The organism is Streptomyces triticisoli (assembly GCF_003270085.1).
Taxonomy (GTDB): domain Bacteria; phylum Actinomycetota; class Actinomycetes; order Streptomycetales; family Streptomycetaceae; genus Streptomyces; species Streptomyces triticisoli.
In genome coordinates, this window is sequence record NZ_QFDQ01000145.1 from 1 (window position 1) to 18,897 (window position 18,897).

The 18,897-nt window shown below is 73.6% G+C and carries 22 protein-coding genes and 1 pseudogene; 17 read left to right on the forward strand and 6 right to left on the reverse strand.

Annotated features, from left to right (window positions below):
* From DEP02_RS20070 to DEP02_RS20095, 6 genes are all read left to right on the forward strand, one after another.
* A partial coding sequence (locus DEP02_RS20070) for a glycosyltransferase (protein WP_157977490.1) occupies nucleotides 1-242 on the forward strand: 242 nt, incomplete at its 5' end.
* 41 nt (nucleotides 243-283) lie between these two features.
* A complete protein-coding gene (locus tag DEP02_RS20075) occupies nucleotides 284-868 on the forward strand; it encodes a D-sedoheptulose-7-phosphate isomerase (protein ID WP_112469085.1) in 585 nt (194 codons plus the stop codon).
* Nucleotide 869: 1 nt separating this feature from the next.
* Nucleotides 870-2,249, forward strand: a complete 1,380-nt coding sequence (rfaE2, locus tag DEP02_RS20080) for a D-glycero-beta-D-manno-heptose 1-phosphate adenylyltransferase (RefSeq protein WP_112469072.1) — start codon at nucleotides 870-872, stop codon at nucleotides 2,247-2,249.
* A 197-nt stretch (nucleotides 2,250-2,446) separates the two neighbouring features.
* Nucleotides 2,447-3,556: a glycosyltransferase family 9 protein gene (locus DEP02_RS20085; RefSeq protein ID WP_232839202.1), complete on the forward strand. Its 1,110-nt coding sequence runs from the start codon at nucleotides 2,447-2,449 to the stop codon at nucleotides 3,554-3,556.
* On the forward strand, nucleotides 3,538-4,431 hold the full coding sequence (locus tag DEP02_RS20090; protein WP_112469073.1) for a glycosyltransferase family 2 protein: 894 nt from the start codon (nucleotides 3,538-3,540) through the stop codon (nucleotides 4,429-4,431). The genes DEP02_RS20085 and DEP02_RS20090 overlap by 19 nt, the downstream gene beginning before the upstream one ends.
* Nucleotides 4,428-5,324, forward strand: a complete 897-nt coding sequence (locus tag DEP02_RS20095; RefSeq protein WP_112469074.1) for a glycosyltransferase family 2 protein — start codon at nucleotides 4,428-4,430, stop codon at nucleotides 5,322-5,324. Before DEP02_RS20090 ends, DEP02_RS20095 begins: the two co-directional genes overlap by 4 nt.
* A 24-nt stretch (nucleotides 5,325-5,348) precedes the next feature.
* Here DEP02_RS20095 and DEP02_RS20100 read toward each other — a convergent pair whose 3' ends face one another.
* From DEP02_RS20100 to DEP02_RS20110, 3 genes are all read right to left on the reverse strand, one after another.
* Nucleotides 5,349-5,660, reverse strand: a complete 312-nt coding sequence (locus tag DEP02_RS20100; protein WP_112469075.1) for a DUF3040 domain-containing protein — start codon at nucleotides 5,658-5,660, stop codon at nucleotides 5,349-5,351.
* Between the two features lie 81 nt (nucleotides 5,661-5,741).
* Entirely contained in the window at nucleotides 5,742-6,677 is a 936-nt protein-coding gene (locus DEP02_RS20105) for a polysaccharide pyruvyl transferase family protein (RefSeq protein WP_232839203.1), read from the reverse strand.
* Nucleotides 6,678-6,786: 109 nt separating this feature from the next.
* Complete coding sequence (locus DEP02_RS20110) at nucleotides 6,787-7,527, reverse strand: MgtC/SapB family protein (RefSeq protein WP_112469076.1); 741 nt, start codon at nucleotides 7,525-7,527, stop codon at nucleotides 6,787-6,789.
* A 98-nt stretch (nucleotides 7,528-7,625) separates the two neighbouring features.
* Between DEP02_RS20110 and DEP02_RS20115 the strand changes: the two genes are divergently transcribed.
* From DEP02_RS20115 to DEP02_RS20145, 7 genes and pseudogenes are all read left to right on the forward strand, one after another.
* A complete protein-coding gene (locus DEP02_RS20115; RefSeq protein ID WP_112469077.1) occupies nucleotides 7,626-8,267 on the forward strand; it encodes a phosphoribosyltransferase in 642 nt (213 codons plus the stop codon).
* Between the two features lie 43 nt (nucleotides 8,268-8,310).
* Nucleotides 8,311-8,724: pseudogene (locus DEP02_RS20120) on the forward strand (TIGR03668 family PPOX class F420-dependent oxidoreductase); the annotation flags it as partial.
* Nucleotides 8,725-8,832: 108 nt separating this feature from the next.
* Nucleotides 8,833-9,258 (forward strand): CBS domain-containing protein, encoded by a 426-nt coding sequence (locus DEP02_RS20125; protein WP_112469088.1) that lies wholly within the window; start codon nucleotides 8,833-8,835, stop codon nucleotides 9,256-9,258.
* A 31-nt stretch (nucleotides 9,259-9,289) separates the two neighbouring features.
* Nucleotides 9,290-9,589 (forward strand): DUF6343 family protein, encoded by a 300-nt coding sequence (locus DEP02_RS20130; protein WP_112469078.1) that lies wholly within the window; start codon nucleotides 9,290-9,292, stop codon nucleotides 9,587-9,589.
* 53 nt (nucleotides 9,590-9,642) lie between these two features.
* Nucleotides 9,643-9,906, forward strand: a complete 264-nt coding sequence (locus DEP02_RS20135) for a hypothetical protein (RefSeq protein ID WP_112469079.1) — start codon at nucleotides 9,643-9,645, stop codon at nucleotides 9,904-9,906.
* A gap of 109 nt (nucleotides 9,907-10,015) precedes the next feature.
* Nucleotides 10,016-10,444 carry a DUF6210 family protein gene (locus DEP02_RS20140; RefSeq protein ID WP_112469080.1) on the forward strand — a complete coding sequence of 143 codons (429 nt, stop codon included), beginning with the start codon at nucleotides 10,016-10,018 and terminating at the stop codon, nucleotides 10,442-10,444.
* A 94-nt stretch (nucleotides 10,445-10,538) separates the two neighbouring features.
* A complete protein-coding gene (locus tag DEP02_RS20145; protein WP_112469081.1) occupies nucleotides 10,539-10,919 on the forward strand; it encodes a hypothetical protein in 381 nt (126 codons plus the stop codon).
* Nucleotides 10,920-11,359: 440 nt separating this feature from the next.
* On the opposite strand, the gene DEP02_RS20155 is transcribed toward DEP02_RS20145, so the two are convergent.
* Nucleotides 11,360-11,932: an O-methyltransferase gene (locus tag DEP02_RS20155; protein ID WP_112469082.1), complete on the reverse strand. Its 573-nt coding sequence runs from the start codon at nucleotides 11,930-11,932 to the stop codon at nucleotides 11,360-11,362.
* 744 nt (nucleotides 11,933-12,676) lie between these two features.
* Here DEP02_RS20155 and DEP02_RS20165 point away from each other — a divergent pair.
* The 4 genes from DEP02_RS20165 to DEP02_RS20180 all read left to right on the forward strand — a co-directional run bounded on the left by DEP02_RS20165 (nucleotide 12,677) and on the right by DEP02_RS20180 (nucleotide 15,896).
* Nucleotides 12,677-13,132, forward strand: a complete 456-nt coding sequence (locus tag DEP02_RS20165; protein ID WP_232839204.1) for a bacteriocin immunity protein — start codon at nucleotides 12,677-12,679, stop codon at nucleotides 13,130-13,132.
* A 634-nt stretch (nucleotides 13,133-13,766) separates the two neighbouring features.
* Entirely contained in the window at nucleotides 13,767-14,675 is a 909-nt protein-coding gene (locus tag DEP02_RS20170) for a tetratricopeptide repeat protein (protein ID WP_232839205.1), read from the forward strand.
* Nucleotides 14,676-14,807: 132 nt separating this feature from the next.
* Complete coding sequence (locus tag DEP02_RS34090) at nucleotides 14,808-14,960, forward strand: hypothetical protein (protein WP_198668501.1); 153 nt, start codon at nucleotides 14,808-14,810, stop codon at nucleotides 14,958-14,960.
* Nucleotides 14,961-15,098: 138 nt separating this feature from the next.
* Nucleotides 15,099-15,896, forward strand: a complete 798-nt coding sequence (locus DEP02_RS20180) for an SDR family oxidoreductase (RefSeq protein ID WP_112469090.1) — start codon at nucleotides 15,099-15,101, stop codon at nucleotides 15,894-15,896.
* Between the two features lie 288 nt (nucleotides 15,897-16,184).
* Here the strand turns inward: DEP02_RS20180 and DEP02_RS20185 are convergent, their stop codons facing one another.
* Nucleotides 16,185-16,979, reverse strand: coding sequence for a S1 family peptidase (locus DEP02_RS20185; protein WP_112469084.1), 795 nt, complete (start codon nucleotides 16,977-16,979; stop codon nucleotides 16,185-16,187).
* Between the two features lie 243 nt (nucleotides 16,980-17,222).
* Nucleotides 17,223-18,897 (reverse strand): helix-turn-helix domain-containing protein (locus DEP02_RS20190; protein WP_232839206.1); only part of this gene is annotated, 1,675 nt, incomplete at its 5' end.

Below are 18,897 nucleotides of genomic sequence, written 5' to 3' on the forward strand. Positions count from 1 at the left end.
GCGGCCACCGCGACTCGGTGGCCGACGGCCGCACCGGCCGGCTCGTCACCGAGGGCGACCCCGCGGCGATCGCCGCCGCCGCCCGCGACCTGCTCGGCAGCGACCGGCTGCGCCGCCGCTACGGAGCCGCCGGCCGCGAACGCGTCCTCGCCCGCTTCACCTGGCGGCGCGTCGCCGACGGCGCCGAACAGGTCTACCGGCGGATCCTGGCCGGCCACGAACTGAAGTCGGAGGTGGCGTGATGAACGCCGACCGCCGTCTCACCAGCCCCGGAGGTGACGTCATGAGCGTCGAGACACCCGCCGTCGTCGGCCACTGCGACGAACTCCTCACCGCCCTCGGACAGTTCCGCGCTTCCGCGCACATCACCCAGCGCTGGGGCGAGCAACTCGCCGACGTCCTCGGCGGCGGCGGACGGCTGCTCGCCGCGGGCAACGGCGGCAGCGCCGCCCAGGCCCAGCACCTGACCGCCGAACTCGTCGGCCGCTACCGCGACGACCGGCCCCCGTTCTCCGCGATCGCCCTGCACGCGGACACCTCCTCCACCACCGCCATCGCCAACGACTACGGCGTGGACGAGCTGTTCGCCCGCCAGGTGCGCGCCCACGGCCGCCCCGGGGACGTACTGATGCTGCTGTCCACCAGCGGCGCCAGCGCCAACCTGCTCTCCGCCGCCGACGCGGGACGCGCGGCCGGCCTGCGCGTGTGGGCGCTGAGCGGGCCGGCGCCCAACCCGCTGAGCGCGGGCAGCGACGAGGCGCTGTGCGTGGCCGCGAGTTCCACGGCGACCGTGCAGGAACTCCACCTGGTCGCGGTGCACATGGTCTGCGCGGCGTTCGACGCGGCCCTCGAGCGGGGCGGGAGGTGACATGGCGGGGAAGGCACCTCTCGTCGTGGTCGGCGACGCGCTGCTGGACCGCGACCTGACCGGACACGCGGACCGGCTCGCGCCCGACGCGCCCGTGCCGGTCGTCGCCGACTGCGCGGAGCGGGTACGGCCCGGGGGCGCCGCCCTCGCCGCGTACCTCGCCGCCCGCGACGGCCGCGACGTCACCCTGGTCACCGGCCTGGACGACGGCCCGGCCGCCCGCGAACTGCGCCGGCTCCTGGAACCCTGGCTGACCCTGGTGGCGCTGCCGATGTCCGGCGGGCTGCCGGAGAAGACCCGGGTCCTGGCCCAGGGGCGCCCGGTGGTCCGCCTGGACCGCGGCTCCGGCCGCGTCCACAGGGCCACGGCACAGGCCCGCGCGGCGCTCGGCCCGGCATCCGCCGTCCTGGTCTCGGACTACGGCCGCGGCACGGCGGACGCCCTCCGCCCCGAACTGCGCGCTCGCCCCCCGGTGGTGTGGGACCCGCACCCGCGCGGGGGCCCACCGGTACCGGGCACGAGGCTGGTGAGCCCGTCACGGTCGGAGTCACGGCTCTTCACGGCCGAGTCGGAGGAGGACGAGGGGAGCCCTGCCGGACACGACGGCAACGAGCTGCGCACCGTCGCCCACGAGGCCGCCACGCTCGTACGGCACTGGCGGGCCGCCGCCGTCGCGGTGACCCTCGGGGCGCGCGGGGCACTGCTGTCGTACGGCGAGCATCCGCTCCTGGTGCCGGTGACGGCGGCGCACCACGGCGACCCGTGCGGCGCCGGCGACCGCTTCGCCGCCACGGCGGCCGGACTGCTCGCGGACGGCGCGCTGGTCGGGGAGGCGGTGGAGGGCGCGGTCACCGCCGCGACCGCCTTCGTGGCCGCGGGCGGCGCGGGGGGCGTGCTCGACACCCCCCACCCGCCGCCTTTCGGCGACGACCCGGCCGACCTGATCGCCCGCGTCCGCGCGACCGGCGGCACCGTCGTCGCCGCGGGCGGCTGCTTCGACCTGCTGCACGCCGGACACGTCGGCCTCCTCCAGGCGGCCCGGCGCATCGGCGACTGCCTGGTCGTCTGCGTCAACTCCGACTCCTCCGTGCGCCGCCGCAAGGGCGAGGGCCGCCCGGTCAACCCGCTTCCCGACCGCGTCCGCGTCCTGAACGCCCTGGCCTGCGTCGACGCCGTCGCCGTCTTCGACGAGGACACCCCCGAACGCCTCCTGGCCGAACTCCGTCCCGACGTCTGGGTCAAGGGCGGCGACTACGCCGGCGCCGACCTCCCCGAGGCCGCCCTCCTGCAGGAGTGGGGCGGCCAGGCAGTCCTCCTTCCCTACCTGGACGGCCGCTCGTCGACGGCCCTGATGGCCAGGGCGGCGGGGGGAGGCCGATGAGCGAGGTCCGGAGGGAAGGAGCGGACACCCTGCACGGCCCGGTGCCCAGGCCCGGAGCCGCGGCGGACGGCGCGCCCGGCGCTGAACGCGCAGGGGCCGCGGCCGGACGGGCCCAGGACGCCGGGCGACCGATCTCCCGAGCCGGAAACGCGCCCACCTCCCCCCGCCCGAGGACCGGAGCCGAAGACCCGACCGGCGTGACCGAGCCCGGCCGCGTGGGCCGCGCCGCCCCCGACCCCGCGCCCTCCGGCGCCCCCCGCCTCCTGGTGCTGCGTGCCCTCGGGCTCGGGGACCTGCTCGCCGCGGTACCCGCACTGCGGGCGCTGCGGCGCGGGTTCCCGGGGCACGAGCTGGTGCTGGCCGCGCCTGCCGAACTGGCACCGGTGGCCGCCGCGACGGGCGCCGTCGACCGGCTGTTGCCCGCCTCGGCGCCCGGCCGGGCCGTACCCCGGACGCTCGACTGGACCGGCCCGCCCCCGGACGTCGCCGTGGACCTGCACGGCAACGGGCCGCCCAGTCACCGGCTGCTCGCGGGACTCGGCCCCGGGCGGCTGTTCGCCTTCGCGCACCCCGAGACGCCCGAGATCGAAGGCCCCCGGTGGTACGCCGACGAGCACGAGCGGGAGCGCTGGTGCCGGATGCTGCGCTGGTACGGCGTCGACGCCGACCCCACCGACCTGCGGCTGGCCCCGCCCACCGGGCCCTCCCCGGCCCCGGGCGCCGTCGTCCTGCACCCCGGCGCCGGGTCCCCGGCCCGCTGCTGGCCCGTCGAACGGTTCACCGCCGTCGCCGAAGTGCTGCGCGCCCGCGGGCACCGCGCCGTCGTCACCGGGGGAGCGGACGAGGGCGACCTCGTCTCCGGCCTGGCGAAGCGGGCCGGACTGCCCGACACCGACGTGTTCGGCGGCGGGCCGCCCTTCGACCGGTTCTCCGCCCTGGTCGCCGGCGCCCACGCGGTCGTCAGCGGCGACACCGGTATCGCGCACCTCGCCGTCGCGCACGCCACCCCGTCGGTGACCCTGTGCGGCCCGGTCCCGCCCAGCCGCTGGGGCCCGCCCCCCGGCGACCCCCGCCACCTCGCCCTGTGGCACGGCCCTCAGGGCGACCCGCACGGCCGCCGCCCCGACCCCGCGCTGCTGAGGATCAGCACGGACGAGGTCCTGAACGCCCTCGACGCACTCCCCGGGCCGTCGAACCGGCCGAGGCCGACCCGCACGGGGAACGGCACACAGAACGGCACACAGAACAGCACACAGAACAGCACACAGAACGGCACACGGACTGGCATATGGAACGCTCACCCGTAGGCGTCGTCATCGCCACCCGCAACCGCTCCGCCGGCCTCGCCGTCACCCTCCGGCACCTGCTCGCCCTGCCCGAGCGGCCCGAGGTCGTCGTGGCCGACAACGCCTCCACCGACGACACCCGCACCATGATCGCCCGCGACTTCCCCCAAGTCCGCGTCCTGGCACTGCCGTTCAACCGCGGCGCCCTCGCCCGCACACACGGCGTCCGCGCCCTGCGCACCCCCTACGTGGCGTTCAGCGACGACGACTCCTGGTGGGCGCCCGGCGCACTGGGCGAGGCCGCCCGCCTCTTCGACGCCCACCCCCGGCTCGGCCTGCTCGCCGCCCGCACCCTCGTCGGCCCCGAACAGGAACCCGACCCGCTCAACAAGGTGCTCGCCGACTCCCCGCTCGGCCCCGCCGCCGACCTGCCCGGCACCCAGGTCCTCGGCTTCCTCGCCTGCGCCTCCATCACCCGCCGCACCGCCTACCTCGACGCCGGCGGCTTCCACCCGCTGCTGTTCTTCGCCGCCGAGGAGACCCTGCTCGCCTACGACCTCGCCGCCCGCGGCTGGGGCGTCACCCACTGCCCCGAGGTGGTCGCCCACCACCACCCGGACCAGGGGCCGCGCACCGGCCGCCCGGCCGTCGTACGACGCAACGAGCTCCTCACCGCCTGGCTGCGCCGCCCCCTGCCCCACGCCCTCGCCCGCACCCGCCGCCTGACCGCCGACGCCCGCCACGACCCGCACGCCCGGCGCGCCCTGCGCGAAACACTCACCCGCCTGCCGGCCGCCCTGCGGGCCCGCCGCCCCCTGCCCCCACACGTCGAGGGCGCGGCCCGCCTCCTGGACACGGACACGGACACGGACACTGACACCGGAGGTGCCTCGTGACCGATCCCCGCACCACCGTCGTCGTCATCACCCACAACCGGCGCCCCGAACTCCTGCGCACCCTTGACCGGCTCGCCGAACTCCCAGAGCAGCCCGAGGTGATCGTCACCGACAACGGCTCCACCGACGGCACCTCCACCGCCGTGGCCCGCCACCACCCGCGCGTACGGCTGCTGCGCCCCGGCCGCAACCTGGGCGCCGTCGGCCGCAACCTGGCCGTACGCCAGGTCCGTACGCCCTACGTGGCCTTCTGCGACGACGACTCCTGGTGGGCGCCCGGCGCGCTGTCCGGTGCCGCCGACCTGCTCGACCGGCACCCCGCGCTCGGCGCCGTCACCGCCCGCATCCTCGTCGAACCGGACGGCACCGAGGACCCGATCGTCGAAGAGCTGCGGAACTCGCCCCTCACCGGCCCGAGTTGGCTCCCCGGCCCCGCGCTCGGCTCCTTCCTCGCCGCGGCGACCGTCCTGCGCACCGACGCCTTCCGGCGCGCCGGCGGCTTCCACCCGCGGCTGTGGCTCGGCGGCGAGGAGGAACTGCTGGCCGCGGACCTGGCGGCGGACGGCTGGTGGCTGACGTACGCAGAGCACCTGGCGATCCATCACCAGCCGTCGCCCGTACGGGACTCCACGCGCCGCCGACGGGACGGCATCCGCAACACCCTGTGGTTCACCTGGCTGCGCCGGCCCGCCCGCCCCGCCCTGCGCCGCACCCTGCACCTGGCCCGCACGGTGCCCCGCGACACCGCGTCCCTGCGCGCCTTCGCCGAGGCGGCGGCCGCCCTGCCGTGGGTGCTGCGCGAACGCCGCGTACTGCCACCGCGGGTGGAGGCACGGTTCCGGCTCCTGGAGGACAGCCAGCGCCGCTCCACGGCACGCAGCTACACGGGGTGAGCCCCGCACCCGCACACCGGACTCTCAGGGTTCCGCCCACCGGCACAGCAGCCGGAAGACGGAGAACAGCGCCACCGGCCACACCACGGCGAACGCCCAGATCACAGCCGGCTGCGAGGTGGCGATCCCGGCCGCCATCAGGCCCACGGAGACCGCCAGCACCACCACCACGGTCCACACCCGCGGCGCGTACGACGCCACCCGGGAGAGGGCCGACCGCCACCGGCTCCCCCGCTGCGACCGCAGCCGCCGGACCAGACGGCGGTCACGGCTCAGGGCGCGCTCTATCTCGTTCAGGATCCGCTGTTCGCGTTCGGGGAGTCGGCTTGTCGACACGATGGCTCCTCCTGGGGGCTGCTCCTACGGGGACCGACCTGCCGGGAAGTCCCCTCCCGGGTGCCCCCGAGGCCCCACGGACTAACCGGCCAGGCCCCGCCGCACCACCGCCACCAGCTCCTCGGCCCCGTCCCGCCCGACGCCGCCCGCGAACTCCTCCCGGACCCGCCGCGCGGCCACCCTGCCCGAGGTGAGACCCCACTGCCACCAGCGGTCCAGCTCGGCCGCGTCCAGCCGTTCGGCGGGCACCAGCGCGGGCCAGCCGCAGACACGCGCCTGCGCGGTCACCTTCGCGCCGCCCTCGACCGGGTCCACGGCCAGCACGGGCGTACCGGCGCGCAGCGCGAGCACCAGCCCGTGCAGCCGGTCGGTGACCACCAGGTCCAGGCGGACCAGCACGGACTGCAGCTGCGCGGGCGTGGCGCACAGCCGCCAGTCGTGGATGTCGAGCCGCGTCTCCAGCTCCAGCCGCGCGCAGTCCTTGCCGTGCAGCCAGCCGGTCACCTCCTTGGCGACCATGCCGTGCCGGCGCGCCTGCCCGTACTCGTGCTGCCCGTGCGTGAGCACCACCCCGACCACCGGCCGCGCCGCCGACGCGGGGGCGTGGGCGGCCAGGTCGAGGGCGGCCGGCGCCGCCGGGGCGTCGCGGGCGATGACGTGGTCGAAGCCGGTGACGGCCGCACTGCCGGGGTCGATCACCGAGGTCCCCACCGCGATCCGCACGCAGTGCGCGAACCGGTGGTGCAGCTCCTCGATCTGCGGCCCGTGCAGCGGACCGCACACGAACACCAGCCGCCCGTACCGCTCGGGCACGGCGTCGTCCAGGTGCAGGGCGTCGGGCCGGAAACCGGGGCTCCACGCTACGTCGTGGTCGAGCCCCGCCCGCCGCAGCACCTCCTCGACCCGGTGCAGCGCCAGTACGTCCCCGGCGGTCGCCTCGCCGTCAAGGAAGCTGAACCACCCCGTGAGCAGAATCCGTGACTGCGGAATCCGTGACTGTCGTTGTTCCTGGTGCACAGTACGCCCCGGGTGCCCGGACGACCGCGGACCAATCACCCGCCCACGACACGGCCGCACGACCGTCACCGCCGTACGACCGTCACGGACCGTCACCGCCGTACGACCGTCACGCGTCCTGCTCCTCGTCACCCCCCAGGCTCAGATCGACGTCGATGACCCCGTCGTGGTGGAACAGCTCGGACGCCAGATGCCCGGTGTCGGCGGTGCCCTCCAGCCGCAGCAGCACCCGGGCGGCCTGGTCCGTGCGGCCGGGCAGCTGGTCCATTCTGACCTGCAGGATACGGAAGCCGAGCCGGGTGCACGCCTCCAGCAGCCGCGGCAGCAGCGCCCGGCCCGTCAGATACGTCAGCCGCACCTCGACCGTGGCGGGCCCTGGCCCGGGGGAGAGCCGGCCCGGCAGCCGGGGGTAGCCGCGGACGACCACGAAGTGCAGCGCGGTGACCGCCAGCGCCAGGATCGGCAGGCCGCCCCCGCAGGCCATGCCCACCGCGCAGGTCAGCCAGACGGTGGCGGCGGTGGTCAGCCCGCGCACCGCGTCCCGCCGTACGAAGATCAGACCGCCGCCGATGAAACCGATGCCGGAGACGATCTGCGAGGCCACCCGGGAGGGGTCGAACGACACGTTCTCCAGACCGAGCACACTGGTGAACCCGTGCTGGGACACCTCCATCATCAGCGCGCTCGCGACCCCGACCAGGGTGTGGGTGCGCAGGCCCGCGCTCTTCTGCTTCGCCTCCCGCTCCCAGCCGATCAGGGTCGACAGCAGCAGCGCGAGCCCCAGCTCGGCGAGCTGGCGCAGGCCCTGCCCATTGCCCACGTCCCACAGCGGAACCGCAAGCCACGGCATGCGTCTCCCTCCGTCACGCCCCCTGCCCACCCATTGTGTGGTCGGCGGGAGCCCGGCGGGGTACCCGACACCGCAAGAGGGAGGCGGGAGGAGGACCCATGAGGTTCCGCGACCGCGCGCAAGCCGGACGGAAACTGGCCGAACGGCTGCGCGCCCGGAGCGAGGCCGGCGCACTGCCCGACCCCGTCGTACTGGCGTTGCCCCGCGGCGGCGTGGCGGTGGCCCGGGAGGTCGCGCGGACGCTCGACGCCCCGCTGGACGTGGTGGTCGTACGCAAGATCGGCGCGCCGTTCCAGGAGGAGTACGGCCTCGGCGCGATCGCCGGGGACAACCCCCCGCTCTTCGACAAGGCGGCCCTGCACGACCTCGGCCTGACCGAGGACGACCTCGCCCCGGTGGTGGAGCGCGAACGCGCCGAACTGCGCCGCCGCACCCGGCGCTACCGCCACGGCCGCCCCGCCCCGGACCTGCGCGGACGTACCGTGATCGTCGTCGACGACGGCCTGGCCACCGGCTCCACCGCCCGCGCCGCCCTGCGCCACGTACGGAGCCAGGGCCCCGCCCGCACCGTCCTCGCCGTCCCCGTCGGCGCACCCGACGCGGTCGAGGCGCTGGGGGAGGAGGCCGACGAGGTGCTCTGCCTCCACCAGCCGTCGTCCTTCACCGCCGTGGGCGTCTGGTACGACGACTTCGAGCAGCTGACGGACGACGAGGTCGTGCGGGCGTTGACGTACCACTGAGACCGGGAGGGATCGGAGGAGAGGGGAGGCCCGTGTGCCACGCATGAACCCGGACGAGGCACGCAGGCGGTTTTGGACCGCCCGGGTGGCGCGGCTGGCCACGGTGGACACGGCGGGCCGTCCGCACCTGGTGCCGGTGGTGTTCGCGCCCCTCGGCGACAACGGTCTCGTCATGGCCGTCGACCACAAGCCCAAGACCACGACCCGTCTCAAGCGCCTGCGCAACATCGAGGCCGACCCGTCCGTCTCCCTGCTGGCGGACGAGTACACCGAGGACTGGGACCACCTGTGGTGGGTCCGCGCCGACGGCCACGCCCGGATCGTGCCGCCCGACGCGGCGGACGAGGCGACGGTGGTGGAGTACGGCACCGCGCTCGCCCGGCTGCTGCGCAAGTACCCGCAGTACCGCGACACCCCGCCGCACGGCCCGGTGATCGCGGTCGCCGTGCACCGCTGGACGGACTGGCGGGCGGCCCCGTTTGGGACCGACGGTTCTGGCTACGCGGCGGACAGCCGGAGTGTCCGCAGTCCGCGGAGTCCCGCGGAGCCGATCCGGGAGGTGCCCATGACCCGGCGAGTACGCGACGTGATGTCGCCCGGCGCGCTGGCCGTCGAGCCGATGACCACGCTGGAACGCGCGGCCCACATGATGCGCGAGCAGAACGTCGGCGACGTGCTGGTGGCCTACGACTGCGACCTGTTCGGCGTGCTCACCGACCGGGACATCGTGATCCGGGCCGTGGCCGAGGGCCGCGACCCGCACACCACGACCGCCGGCTCGGTCTGCACCCGGCCCCCGGTGGTCACCCTGACCCCCGACGACACCACCGACCACGCGGTCGAGCTGATGCGCCAGTACGCCGTACGCCGCCTGCCCGTCGTCGAACACGGCGGCTGCCCCGTCGGCATGGTGAGCCTCGGCGACCTGGCCGTCACCGAGGACCCGCACTCCGCCCTGTCGGACATCAGCAGGGCGGACCCGAACCACTGAGACGGACTGAGACGGACTGAGACGCACTGAGATGCCTGAGACGACCGAGACGACGAGGAGCCCCGTGTACGACGAACACCGCCGCACCGGCACCGAGCCCCGCACCGCCCGCAGCCCCCTCCGCCTGCGCTTCGCGCTGAGCGTCCTCTTCCTCCCTCTCTTCATCGCCGGAACGGTTCTGTTCGCCCTCTGGTCCGCCGACTCCACCCCGAACGACAGCCCCAGCGACACAGCCCTGGCCACCGTCGCCGGCATCTGCGCGGCCCTGGCCCTGGTCGCTGCCGTGGATCTCCTGATCATCGTGCGTCGCCTACGCGCCGAACGCCGCTGACCCCGACGGGCATCCGCGACGCCCGGAGTGGACAGGAGGCGGCCGCCGCAGAGTTGAGCTTCGACACCCAGCTCACGGAAGACGGGACCCTGCTGTACGCCCAGTGGATCCCACCACGCGCCTCCAACCACGAAAACAGCTTCCACCCGTCCCTGTGGCGCAGCCTCCAGATCACCGTCTGCCCACTCCCGGCCACCGAGCGGGCCGCCAGCCGCCACACCTTGAGGCAACACGCCCTCCCCGAACTGCGGACCTGGAACGACACCGTTCGGCACGCCCCCGAGCCCTGGACCCCGACCGAGCACTGGCGCTTCTGACGCCTCGCGGGCAGCACCACCGTCCACAGGCACGACCAGGCCGTGTCTCATGGCTGATCTTGACCAAATGTCGTTGAGCTCGTGGCCGGCAGCCCGGAACACTGCCGCCATGAGTTCTCGACGCTTCGTCTTCCTCGACCCTGACGGCATCAGTGGCGGCGACTGGCTGTATGTGGTGGTCGAGTCGACGACCGGGGTCTTCTACCAGCAGCAGTACGGCGGAACCGCTTGTCGGCAGGGACAGGTGGAGGGCTTCCTGGTGCCGCTGTTCGGTCCCGACGAGCTGCACGCGCTGCGCGAACTGTTCGAGAAGGACTTCCGTGGTGCCGGCACCTGGAACCACGTGTGGCCGGATGACGAGCGGGACAGGCTCCGCGGAATCATCGGAGCCATCCGCTACTGGGCGTGCGACGGGAGCACCGAGGAACCGCATGGCCTGAGGTTGGACGAGAACCGGACCCGAGAGATCGACGAGTCGTGGGTTCCGGTGATCACGCCGGACGGCCCTGGCGTGCTGGTGTGGTGCAACTCGGACTGAGCTCCGGCGGTCACCCGTCCGCCCTGAGCCAGAGGGTCAGTGCCGCGATGACGACCCCGGCGGCGTTGTCGTACCCCCTCAGTACGCTCGGGCCATGAGCGTCTCCCTCTACTACTGTGCGAGCCGGGCGATGCCACTGACGGATGCCGAGACGGCCGCTGTCGGGCGGATTGTCGCTGCCCACATGTCGTCCTTCCCGTACCAGGACGAGGAAAGTCTGTACCTGTACGACAACGGTGGCAGCGCGCCGGACGAGATGGTGGCCGGGTCCACCAAGATGCCGCTCGACCTCGACCGAATACTGCCGGTGCTCAACCATGTGCTGGATTCCGTGACCGAGTTGCGCCGTGCCCTGCCAGGAGCGAAGTGGCGCGTGCACGTGGACGACCTCGACGTCCCGTGGGACGAGAACGACGGCTACGCCTTCCCCGGCATGCGCGATGTGGACCCCGCAGCCGAGCCGGGCGACTTCTGAGGGTCCGACCGTCGTGGACTTCGCCCAAGCCCTCAAGCGCCGCGAACGGCCTGTGACCGCGCCTGATGCGCGGATGCGCGCATGGATCCACCGGCTGTCGCGGCGGACGGCAGGAGCCCTTGCCCTGGCCCATGCGTACAGGGAGTTGCCGGTGCTCTCGCCGTAGCCGCAGCCCGGCACGAGGACCACGACTGTCACCACCGCGCAGGTGGTCACAGCCATTCATTGGTGGCCGCGACGAGGACGACCGCCTCGGGAGCCGTGCTCCTTGCGGTTGCGGACCTGATCAGCCTTGTCCGGGGTGGTGCAGCGGATCCCGCGGCGGCGCAGGTGAGCACGGTTCTTTCCGCTGTGGCAGTGCGGCGTGAAACGTCAGCGCCCGCCGCCCCGGCGTCCTCGCGGCCCAACGGCGTGAACAAGAACCCTGCAAGCCTTCCTGGCTAGAGACGGCGTGCCGCGACAATCGCTGAACTGGCCGGTGTCGTGAGTACTTCGGTGGCGTCCAGGGATGGATGAGTGAGGTAGAACAGGCGGAGCTCGTCCACTTCGCCGCCGAAACGAGGCGGCCAGTGGGGCGAGGGGGTGAAGTCGTCCAGGACGAGGAGGCCACCGGGCGCGAGCAGCTCGACGACCCCTTGGGGGTCGTCACGCTTGCCCCCGCCGTCGCAGAAGAGGACATCGAAGGGGGCGCGCTGTTCAAGCAGCCGCCAGTCCCCGGTGAGAACGCTGACGCGGTCGTCGTCCACGAAGACACCAGCCGCCCGACGGGCCAGCTCCTCGTCCCGCTCCACGGTGACCAGGCGTGCACCGGCGCCAAGGCCACTGTGCAGCCAGGCGGTACCCACGCCCGAGCCGGTGCCGCTCTCCGCGATGACTCCGCGGGGTTTCGCAGCAGCGGCCAGCCTGAGCAACCTGCCCACCTCAGGGATGCAGCTCTTCTTGAATCCCGCCTCGGAGGCGACACGCTCCGCGGCCACCACACGAGGCGGAACCGCACGCTCTGCCATGATCACGCCCTCCCTCACTGCCGCTGTCCCAGGTGAGGCAGGGAAGGGAGGGGTGGAACTGGCCTGCGTAACCGGGAGGCGGGCTTACGAGATGCTGTTGCCGTCGTCCGGGTCGCAGCGTACGACGAGCACGCGTGCCAGAACACGCCAAGTCATCGAGGCCACGGTACAGAGGCGCCCGAGGTCGTGAGCTGGATCAGGGAGTCACGCCGATGGACCTGAAGTGCCACACGCACGCCGACGCACGTTCAAACCGGGCGGCTGTTGGAAGGGAACAGACCGGGACAGCGTCCCGCCAGGTGCAACACCGCTGCGTCAAGTCGGTGGGCTGGTTTGTCAAGTGGGCGAGCAAGAGGGCGGGGCCTCGGGCAGGTCCCTTCTGAAAGCGTGAGCATCTCGGCCTCCAGTGTTCACATGCCGCTCATGTGAGTGCGTGAGTGACATTCACCTGCCGGGTGCTCACGCTTTCAGCAGGGTGGGTGTCATGAGCCCCGCCGGGAGATCGCGTCCCGCCGGGCGGTGCAGCCGGTCAAGTACGGGGAGTGCGCATGAGCCACCTGCTCGTCGAGAAGAGCGGCGAGCACGACGTTTCCCCGGCCATGACTCGGACGAAAACGGGGGAGCAGGTGTCGACGAGTTCTGGCATCGGTTCTTGATCGAGATGCTGGGAGATGCGGCCAGAACCGCCAGAGCCGAGAGCACCTGGAGGACCGTGTCGGCGTGTCGGAGACCAGCGGCATAATCCGGACCGTGGATCTGAGAGCGGAACTGGTGCCCCCGCTGGTGAGCCGGCAGCGACTGGATGAGCTCTGCCGTGAGATTCAGCGGATCGCTGACCTGGTGGTCTGCGGGGCCGAGAGCACGGACGAGGAGATCAGGGCTTTCAACGCGAGGACCGGCCACGACTATTCGGCTGTCGACTTCGCCGAGTACGGCGGCAGCCGGTCCCTGGTCGAGTTCGCATTGGAGGCCGCCCGGCCGGCTCGGCCCCGGATCGCGGACATCACCACGGACGAACTCGTCGAGATCGTCCGCAGACTGCTCGCCGGCGCCCCGGAGAGCGACTACTACCTGCGGCTTCTCAAGGCCAACGTATCGCACCCCCGGGTCAGCGACCTGATCTTCCATCCCCCGGCCGAACTGCGGGACGCCTCTGCGCAGCAGATCGTCGATGAGGCCCTCGGATACCGGCCGATCGCTTTGTAACGTCATTGTCAAGCCAATGCGATCACCGGGGCTCTTAACCACTGGCACCGGCGTTGGCCCGCGTCGACCAACCCCCACCTGCTGGTGAGCTGGCGCACGGTACTCGGCCTCGGGCAGCCGGCCTCGCCCTCACGACGATGCGCATGGTGGTGCCGCCAGGGCTGACGACGGAGAAGCTGCGGCAGGACCGCGTCCTGGAAAAGGCGTTCGACTCCGAGGACCCGCTCCGGCTGACGCGGTGGTTCGGCATCACCGGGCAGACCGCGATGCGGTGGATCGCAGCGGCGCACCCCGAACGCGCGGGCCGAGCTGCCCAAGTGACGCGGACTCGGCGAGTCAAGGTCCGGGACGCAGGCCACACGGAGACGATGGCAGTGCACTGGAAGGGCCCCGGCTGTGCCCGTGGCAGGTCGGTGTCGGAGGTGGGGGCCGGGGTACGCCCCGTGGGCGCCGCTGATCTTGACTACGAGGCCCGGACACTCTCCGGCTGCATTCCCCCGCACCGGGTCTCCCGACTTCTCGGGCTCGGCCATGCCGAGGAGGTGGAGTCCCAGGCCGTCCGCGGGGAGTGCTTCTGCGCGCAAGAGCGGCACGACTGCTCGCTGGGCAGGACCGGCAAGCACAGGCGTCGGAGGTGCTCGCCCCGTACGTCGCCACGGGTTGGTGGAAAGCGGCTGAGACCACGGCCGAGCTGTTGGAGGAGCGGGGGAGGGCCGAAGAGGCGATTGCGCTGGCCCGGCACGGCCGGATCGAGGAGCCGCGGACGTACGCGGCGGCCGAGTGGCACGGGCACGCCGCGCAACGTCTTGCGGAGCTGTTGGATGAGCGCGGTGACCTGGAGGGCGCGATCGCCGTGTACCGGCAGCCGGTGGATTCGCCGGCCCGCCAGTGCCACGGGGCGGTGCAGCTCGCACAGCTCCTGGTGCGGCACGGCCGGGGCGAGGAGGTGATCGAGGTGATGCGCACGCTCGCGGACTCCCCCGGCGGCGCGGAGGACTGGGTCGTCGACATGCCGTGCACGCTGTACGCCGGCCAGGGCCTTGCCGAGGAGGGCCTGGCCCGCCGCGACGCCCTCAAGACGCGTCGCGGCGAAGAGGAGTGGGACTTCTTCAGGATGCGGCTCCCGCTGATGGTCGCGTGCGAACTGCGCGAGGAAGCGATCGGGCAGGCGCGAGCGCACCCCGAGGGTGACACCTGGTACGCGGCCCGGTCCATCGCCGAGCTGCTGGCCGGCGCTGGACGCACCGAGGAGGCCGTCGCCGTCCTCGAACAGCGCACCCCCGCTGACAGCAGCGTCCTGGCCTGGCGCCTCATCGACCTCGGCCGCGTCAAGGACGCCGTGGCGCTTCTTCAGCAGCGTGGGCCCAGGCCGGCCGAACCGCTGTGGACCGGCGCACCCGACGACGCGCCCCCGCTCTGGAACCGCGTACCCCCGGGGGTCCAGGTGGGCGAGGCTGATCGCCGGGCCGCGGAAGGCCGCGAGCGCGCGAGGCAGGCTGCCGTTACGGGCCCGGCAGGCATTTCCGTGCCCTGTCCCTTGTGACGTCAGGTCCGTCTCGAGATGCCCGGAGTGGCCCCTGCGTCGCACTCGTCGGGAACAACGCCGCCGCCCACGACCACTGCCGCAACCACCCCACCGACGCCCTGCGCGAACCCGCTCTCCACGCACCCCAGGGTGCAGGCCCTGTACGAGACGTGGGGATACGAGAAGCAGGACGAGGCCGAGCCCTTCGACGACTCCCCGCTGTACGCCGTCGTGGTCAGGCACATCAACCGCTGGAAGAACGCCAGGGACGCCGGGCCCGGTTTTCTGCTGACCCGGACCTGACCCCCAGGAGCCGTCGGCTACGGCCCGGGCCGGCCGCGCCCGGCAAAGCGGGGCTCTCAAGAGGTGGGCGCGTGGTGGCCCGGGTGTGCTCGGGAAAATCGGGTGCCGTGCGCGGGGCGGCCCGGCAGGATGCGGGTCATGAGTGGCGGGACGCGCCTGGAGAGGCGGCAGGACGTGGGGGAGGCGGGGCGCCCGCTCGCCCTGGTCACAGGGGCGGGGCGTTCGGCGGGAATCGCGGCGTCCGTGGTGCTGAGTCTGGCCCGGGCCGGGTGGGACGTGGCCTTCACGTACTGGACTCCGTATGACGCGCGGATGCAGTGGGGGATGGAGCCGGGGGCGCCCGAGGAGTTGCGGAGGCAGGTGGAGTCCCTGGGGGCGAGGACGCATGCGGTCGAGGCGGACCTGAGCGATCCAGCCGTGCCGGCTCGGCTCTTCGACGGCGTCGAGCGGGAGCTGGGGAACGTCACCGCGCTGGTGCTCTGCCATTGCGAGTCGGTCGACTCGGGTCTGTTGGACACCACGGTGGAGAGCTTCGACCTGCATTTCGCGGTCAACGCGCGGGCAACCTGGCTGCTGATCCGGGAGTACGGGCTGCGGTTCGGCGGGCAGCACGGCAGCGGGCGGATCGTCAGCCTGACCAGCGACCACACCGCCGGCAACCTGCCCTATGGAGCAAGCAAGGGGGCGATGGACCGGATCACGTTGGCCGCCGCCCGTGAACTCGCCCACCTGGGAGTGACCTGCAACGCGATCAATCCCGGACCGACCGACACCGGGTGGATGACCGAGGAGCAGAAGGCGGACATGAGCCGCTTCACGCCCCTGGGGCGCCTCGGTGTGCCGCAGGACTGCGCGAATCTGGTCACGTTCCTCTGCTCGGCAGAGGGCGGATGGGTCAACGGCCAGCTCCTCCGGAGCAACGGCGGCCTCGGATAAGCCAACCGCATGGACCTGGCTCACGGGCGCTTCCGGCCGGCGACCCGCTGAAGGGCCAGGTCCGCGACAGGTTCGGGCGGGTCGACCGGAACACTGCCGAGGGCCACTGGGCACGGAGGAGCAACAGCAGCCCGGCGGGCGGACTTCGACGGTGAAACACGTGCGCCGTACGACATCCGGTTCGGGGCCGTCGTACGACAGTGAGCCGCGGCCGCACATGGAAAGGGGGCGTTGCGGGCCGCTCGTGGAGGCCCGCAACGCCCCCCGGTCTTCACCGGGGCCCGGCGCTCAGGAGTCGACCTGCGCGGTCACGCGGCCGGTGAAGGTGGTCAGCCGGGTGTAGACACCCGGATAGCCCGCCTCGGCGCAGCCGTTGCCCCAGGAAGTGATCCCTGCCAGGACGCCCCCGATCATCAGGGGACCGCCGCTGTCGCCCTGGCAGGTGTCGACGCCGCCGGAGGAGTATCCGGCGCACACCATGTCGCTCGCGACGAAGTCGGAGCCGTAGGAGTTCTGACACTCCGTGTCGGACACGACGGGCACCGTCGCGGTCCGCAGCTGGTTGGACGAGGTGCCGTTCTCGGCGGTGGTGCCCCAGCCGAGGACGCGGGCGGTGGTGCCGGCCGCGTACACGTCGCTGTCGGCGGAGGAGACGTACTTCGCCGCCGCGTACGGCATCGGGGCGGTCAGGGTGAGGACGGCCACGTCGGCCCCCTCGGTGGCGTCCGTGTACTCCGGGTCGACCCAGATCCGGCCGACCTCGCCGACCGTGCCGTCGGTTCCGTCGAGGTGGGTGCGCCCGCCCACCACGCGCACACTGTCCGGCGTCTCGCCGGCCACGCAGTGCGCCGCGGTGACCACCTTCGTGGCCGCCACCAGGGTGCCGCCGCAGAACTGCCTGCCGGACGTGTCCGTGATCTGCATGACGAACGGGTACGCCGCCGTCGTGGTCGGCGTGCCACCGATGACGGGCCGGGGAGCGGCGGCGACCAGGGAGGGGGCGGCCAGCGGCGCGGTCGCGGCGGCCGCGGCGGTGGCCGTGAGCGCGGCCGCGGTCCGTCTGGCGCGGGTGAGGCCGAACATGCGTCTCCTCGGGGCGGGCCGGTGGGGGGCGCGCGGGCGGGGGTGGAGCACGGGAGCGCTGGAGCGCCGGAATCCGCGCACCGGCCCCGTGTGCCCGGGCGAGCGGCACGCCCCTTACGCTAGGGCCGGGCCCACCCGCCTCCAATGAGGGAACCCCCTAGGGGAGTTGGGCAGGGAAAACCCTCGGTCGTACCCGGCGGCGGCCCTCACTGGATCCACGCCGTCAGTCAACCCGCGCCGCGCTCACTTCGCGCGCCGGCCCGCCGCCAATCGGACGATGTCGACGCGCGAACGGATCCCCAGCTTGCGGTAGACCCGGGTCAGGGTCGCCTCGACCGTCTTGACGCTGACGTACAGCCGCGCGGCGATCTCCCGGTTGGTCGCGCCCTCCATGACCAGCGCGGCCACCTGACGCTCCATCGCCGCGAGCCCGTCCAGCGCCGCCGGGACGCCCTCGGGCCGGGCCGGGCGGGCGGCGGCGGCCTCCTCCACCCGGCGCAGCCACGGCAGCGCCCGGCAGCGCCGGAACAGGCGGGCCGCCTCGTCGTACGACGTCGGTCCCGGCACGGGGGTCCCCACTGCTCGAGCGGGGCCGGGAGCTCGGGGGAGGTCGTGCAACCGGGCCAGCGCGAACGCGGCCCGCGCCTCCTCCAGGCCGTTGCCCAGCTTCGCCAGCCGGTCCTGTGCGGACGTCAACCGGGCGACGGCGCCCCCCTGGTCGCCGCGGGCCGCCCGCACCAGCGCCTCGGACCGGTCGAGTACGGCGAGCACGCTCTCCCGGCCGAGCCGCATCGCGTGCTCGCGGGCCACGTCGATGACGCGCTGGGCCTCGGCGGGCTCCCCGGTGCGCACCAGGGCCTCCGCGAGGTCGCCGTGCCAGCGGCCGCGCGCCGGGTCGGTGATGCCGAGCCCCAGCTCCAGCTCGCCCACCCGGCGCAGCGCCGCCACGGCGGCCTGGTCGTCCCCGGCGACGAACCGGGCGTACCCCAGGGCGGCCAGCGCACGGGAGAGGTACATCTGGTCGCCGTCCTCCTCGGCGTGCCCGACCGCCTCCCGGGCCAGCGCCAGCGCCCGCCCGGGGTCGCCGCCGGAGGCCTCGGCGAGGGAGGCCAGCATCGCGGAGGCGCTCTCGCCGATGCCGGTGTCCCGGGCCATCCGCAGGCTCTCCCGGGCCAGGTCCAGGGCCCGGCCGCAGTGCCCTGCGCGCAGTTCGGTCTCGGCGAGCAGACGCAGGTAGTGCACCTCGCTCTCGACCATGCCGCGCCGCCGTACCTCGCGCAGCAGCCCGGTGATGGTGGAGCGGGCCTCGGTCAGCTGGTCGCTCATCAGCAGCCAGCGGAACCGGGCCGAGCCGACGCCGTTGTGATGGCAGGCCACGTACGGGTCCTGAGGCTCCCTCAGCGACCGCCTGATGGTGGTGGGGGCGTCAGGGTGGCCCATCAGGGTCTCGGTGGAGGCCTGCAGGGCGAGCGCCATGAGCTCGGTGCGCCGGTCCCGGCCGCGCGCGGCCAGCTCCGCCGCGCGTGCGGCCTCCTGGCGGGCCTCGGCGAAGTCGCCCTGCACGACCAGGCCGCGCCAGGCCAGCTGGTAGTGGACCAGGGCGAGCAGCCGCGGGTCGTCGCCGGCGTCGGCCAGCGCCTGCGGGAAGACGGCGTCCACGTCGCCGAGGGCCTGACCGGCGGCCTCGATCACCACCATCCAGGCCCGCACTCGCTGCGCGGGCACGGTGGCCCGGGTCAGCACCTCGCGGGCGATGTCCCGGGCGAGGTCCACCTCGCCGGCCGTGATGGCGTCCTCGGCGGCCTGCAACCGCCGGACGTCCGGGCCCGGTTCGCCGTCGGCCGGGGTGCGCCGGGCGGCGAGCAGCCCCAGCGAGGCGGCCACCGAGGGGGCCCCGCGGTCCCGGGCCAGCGCGGCG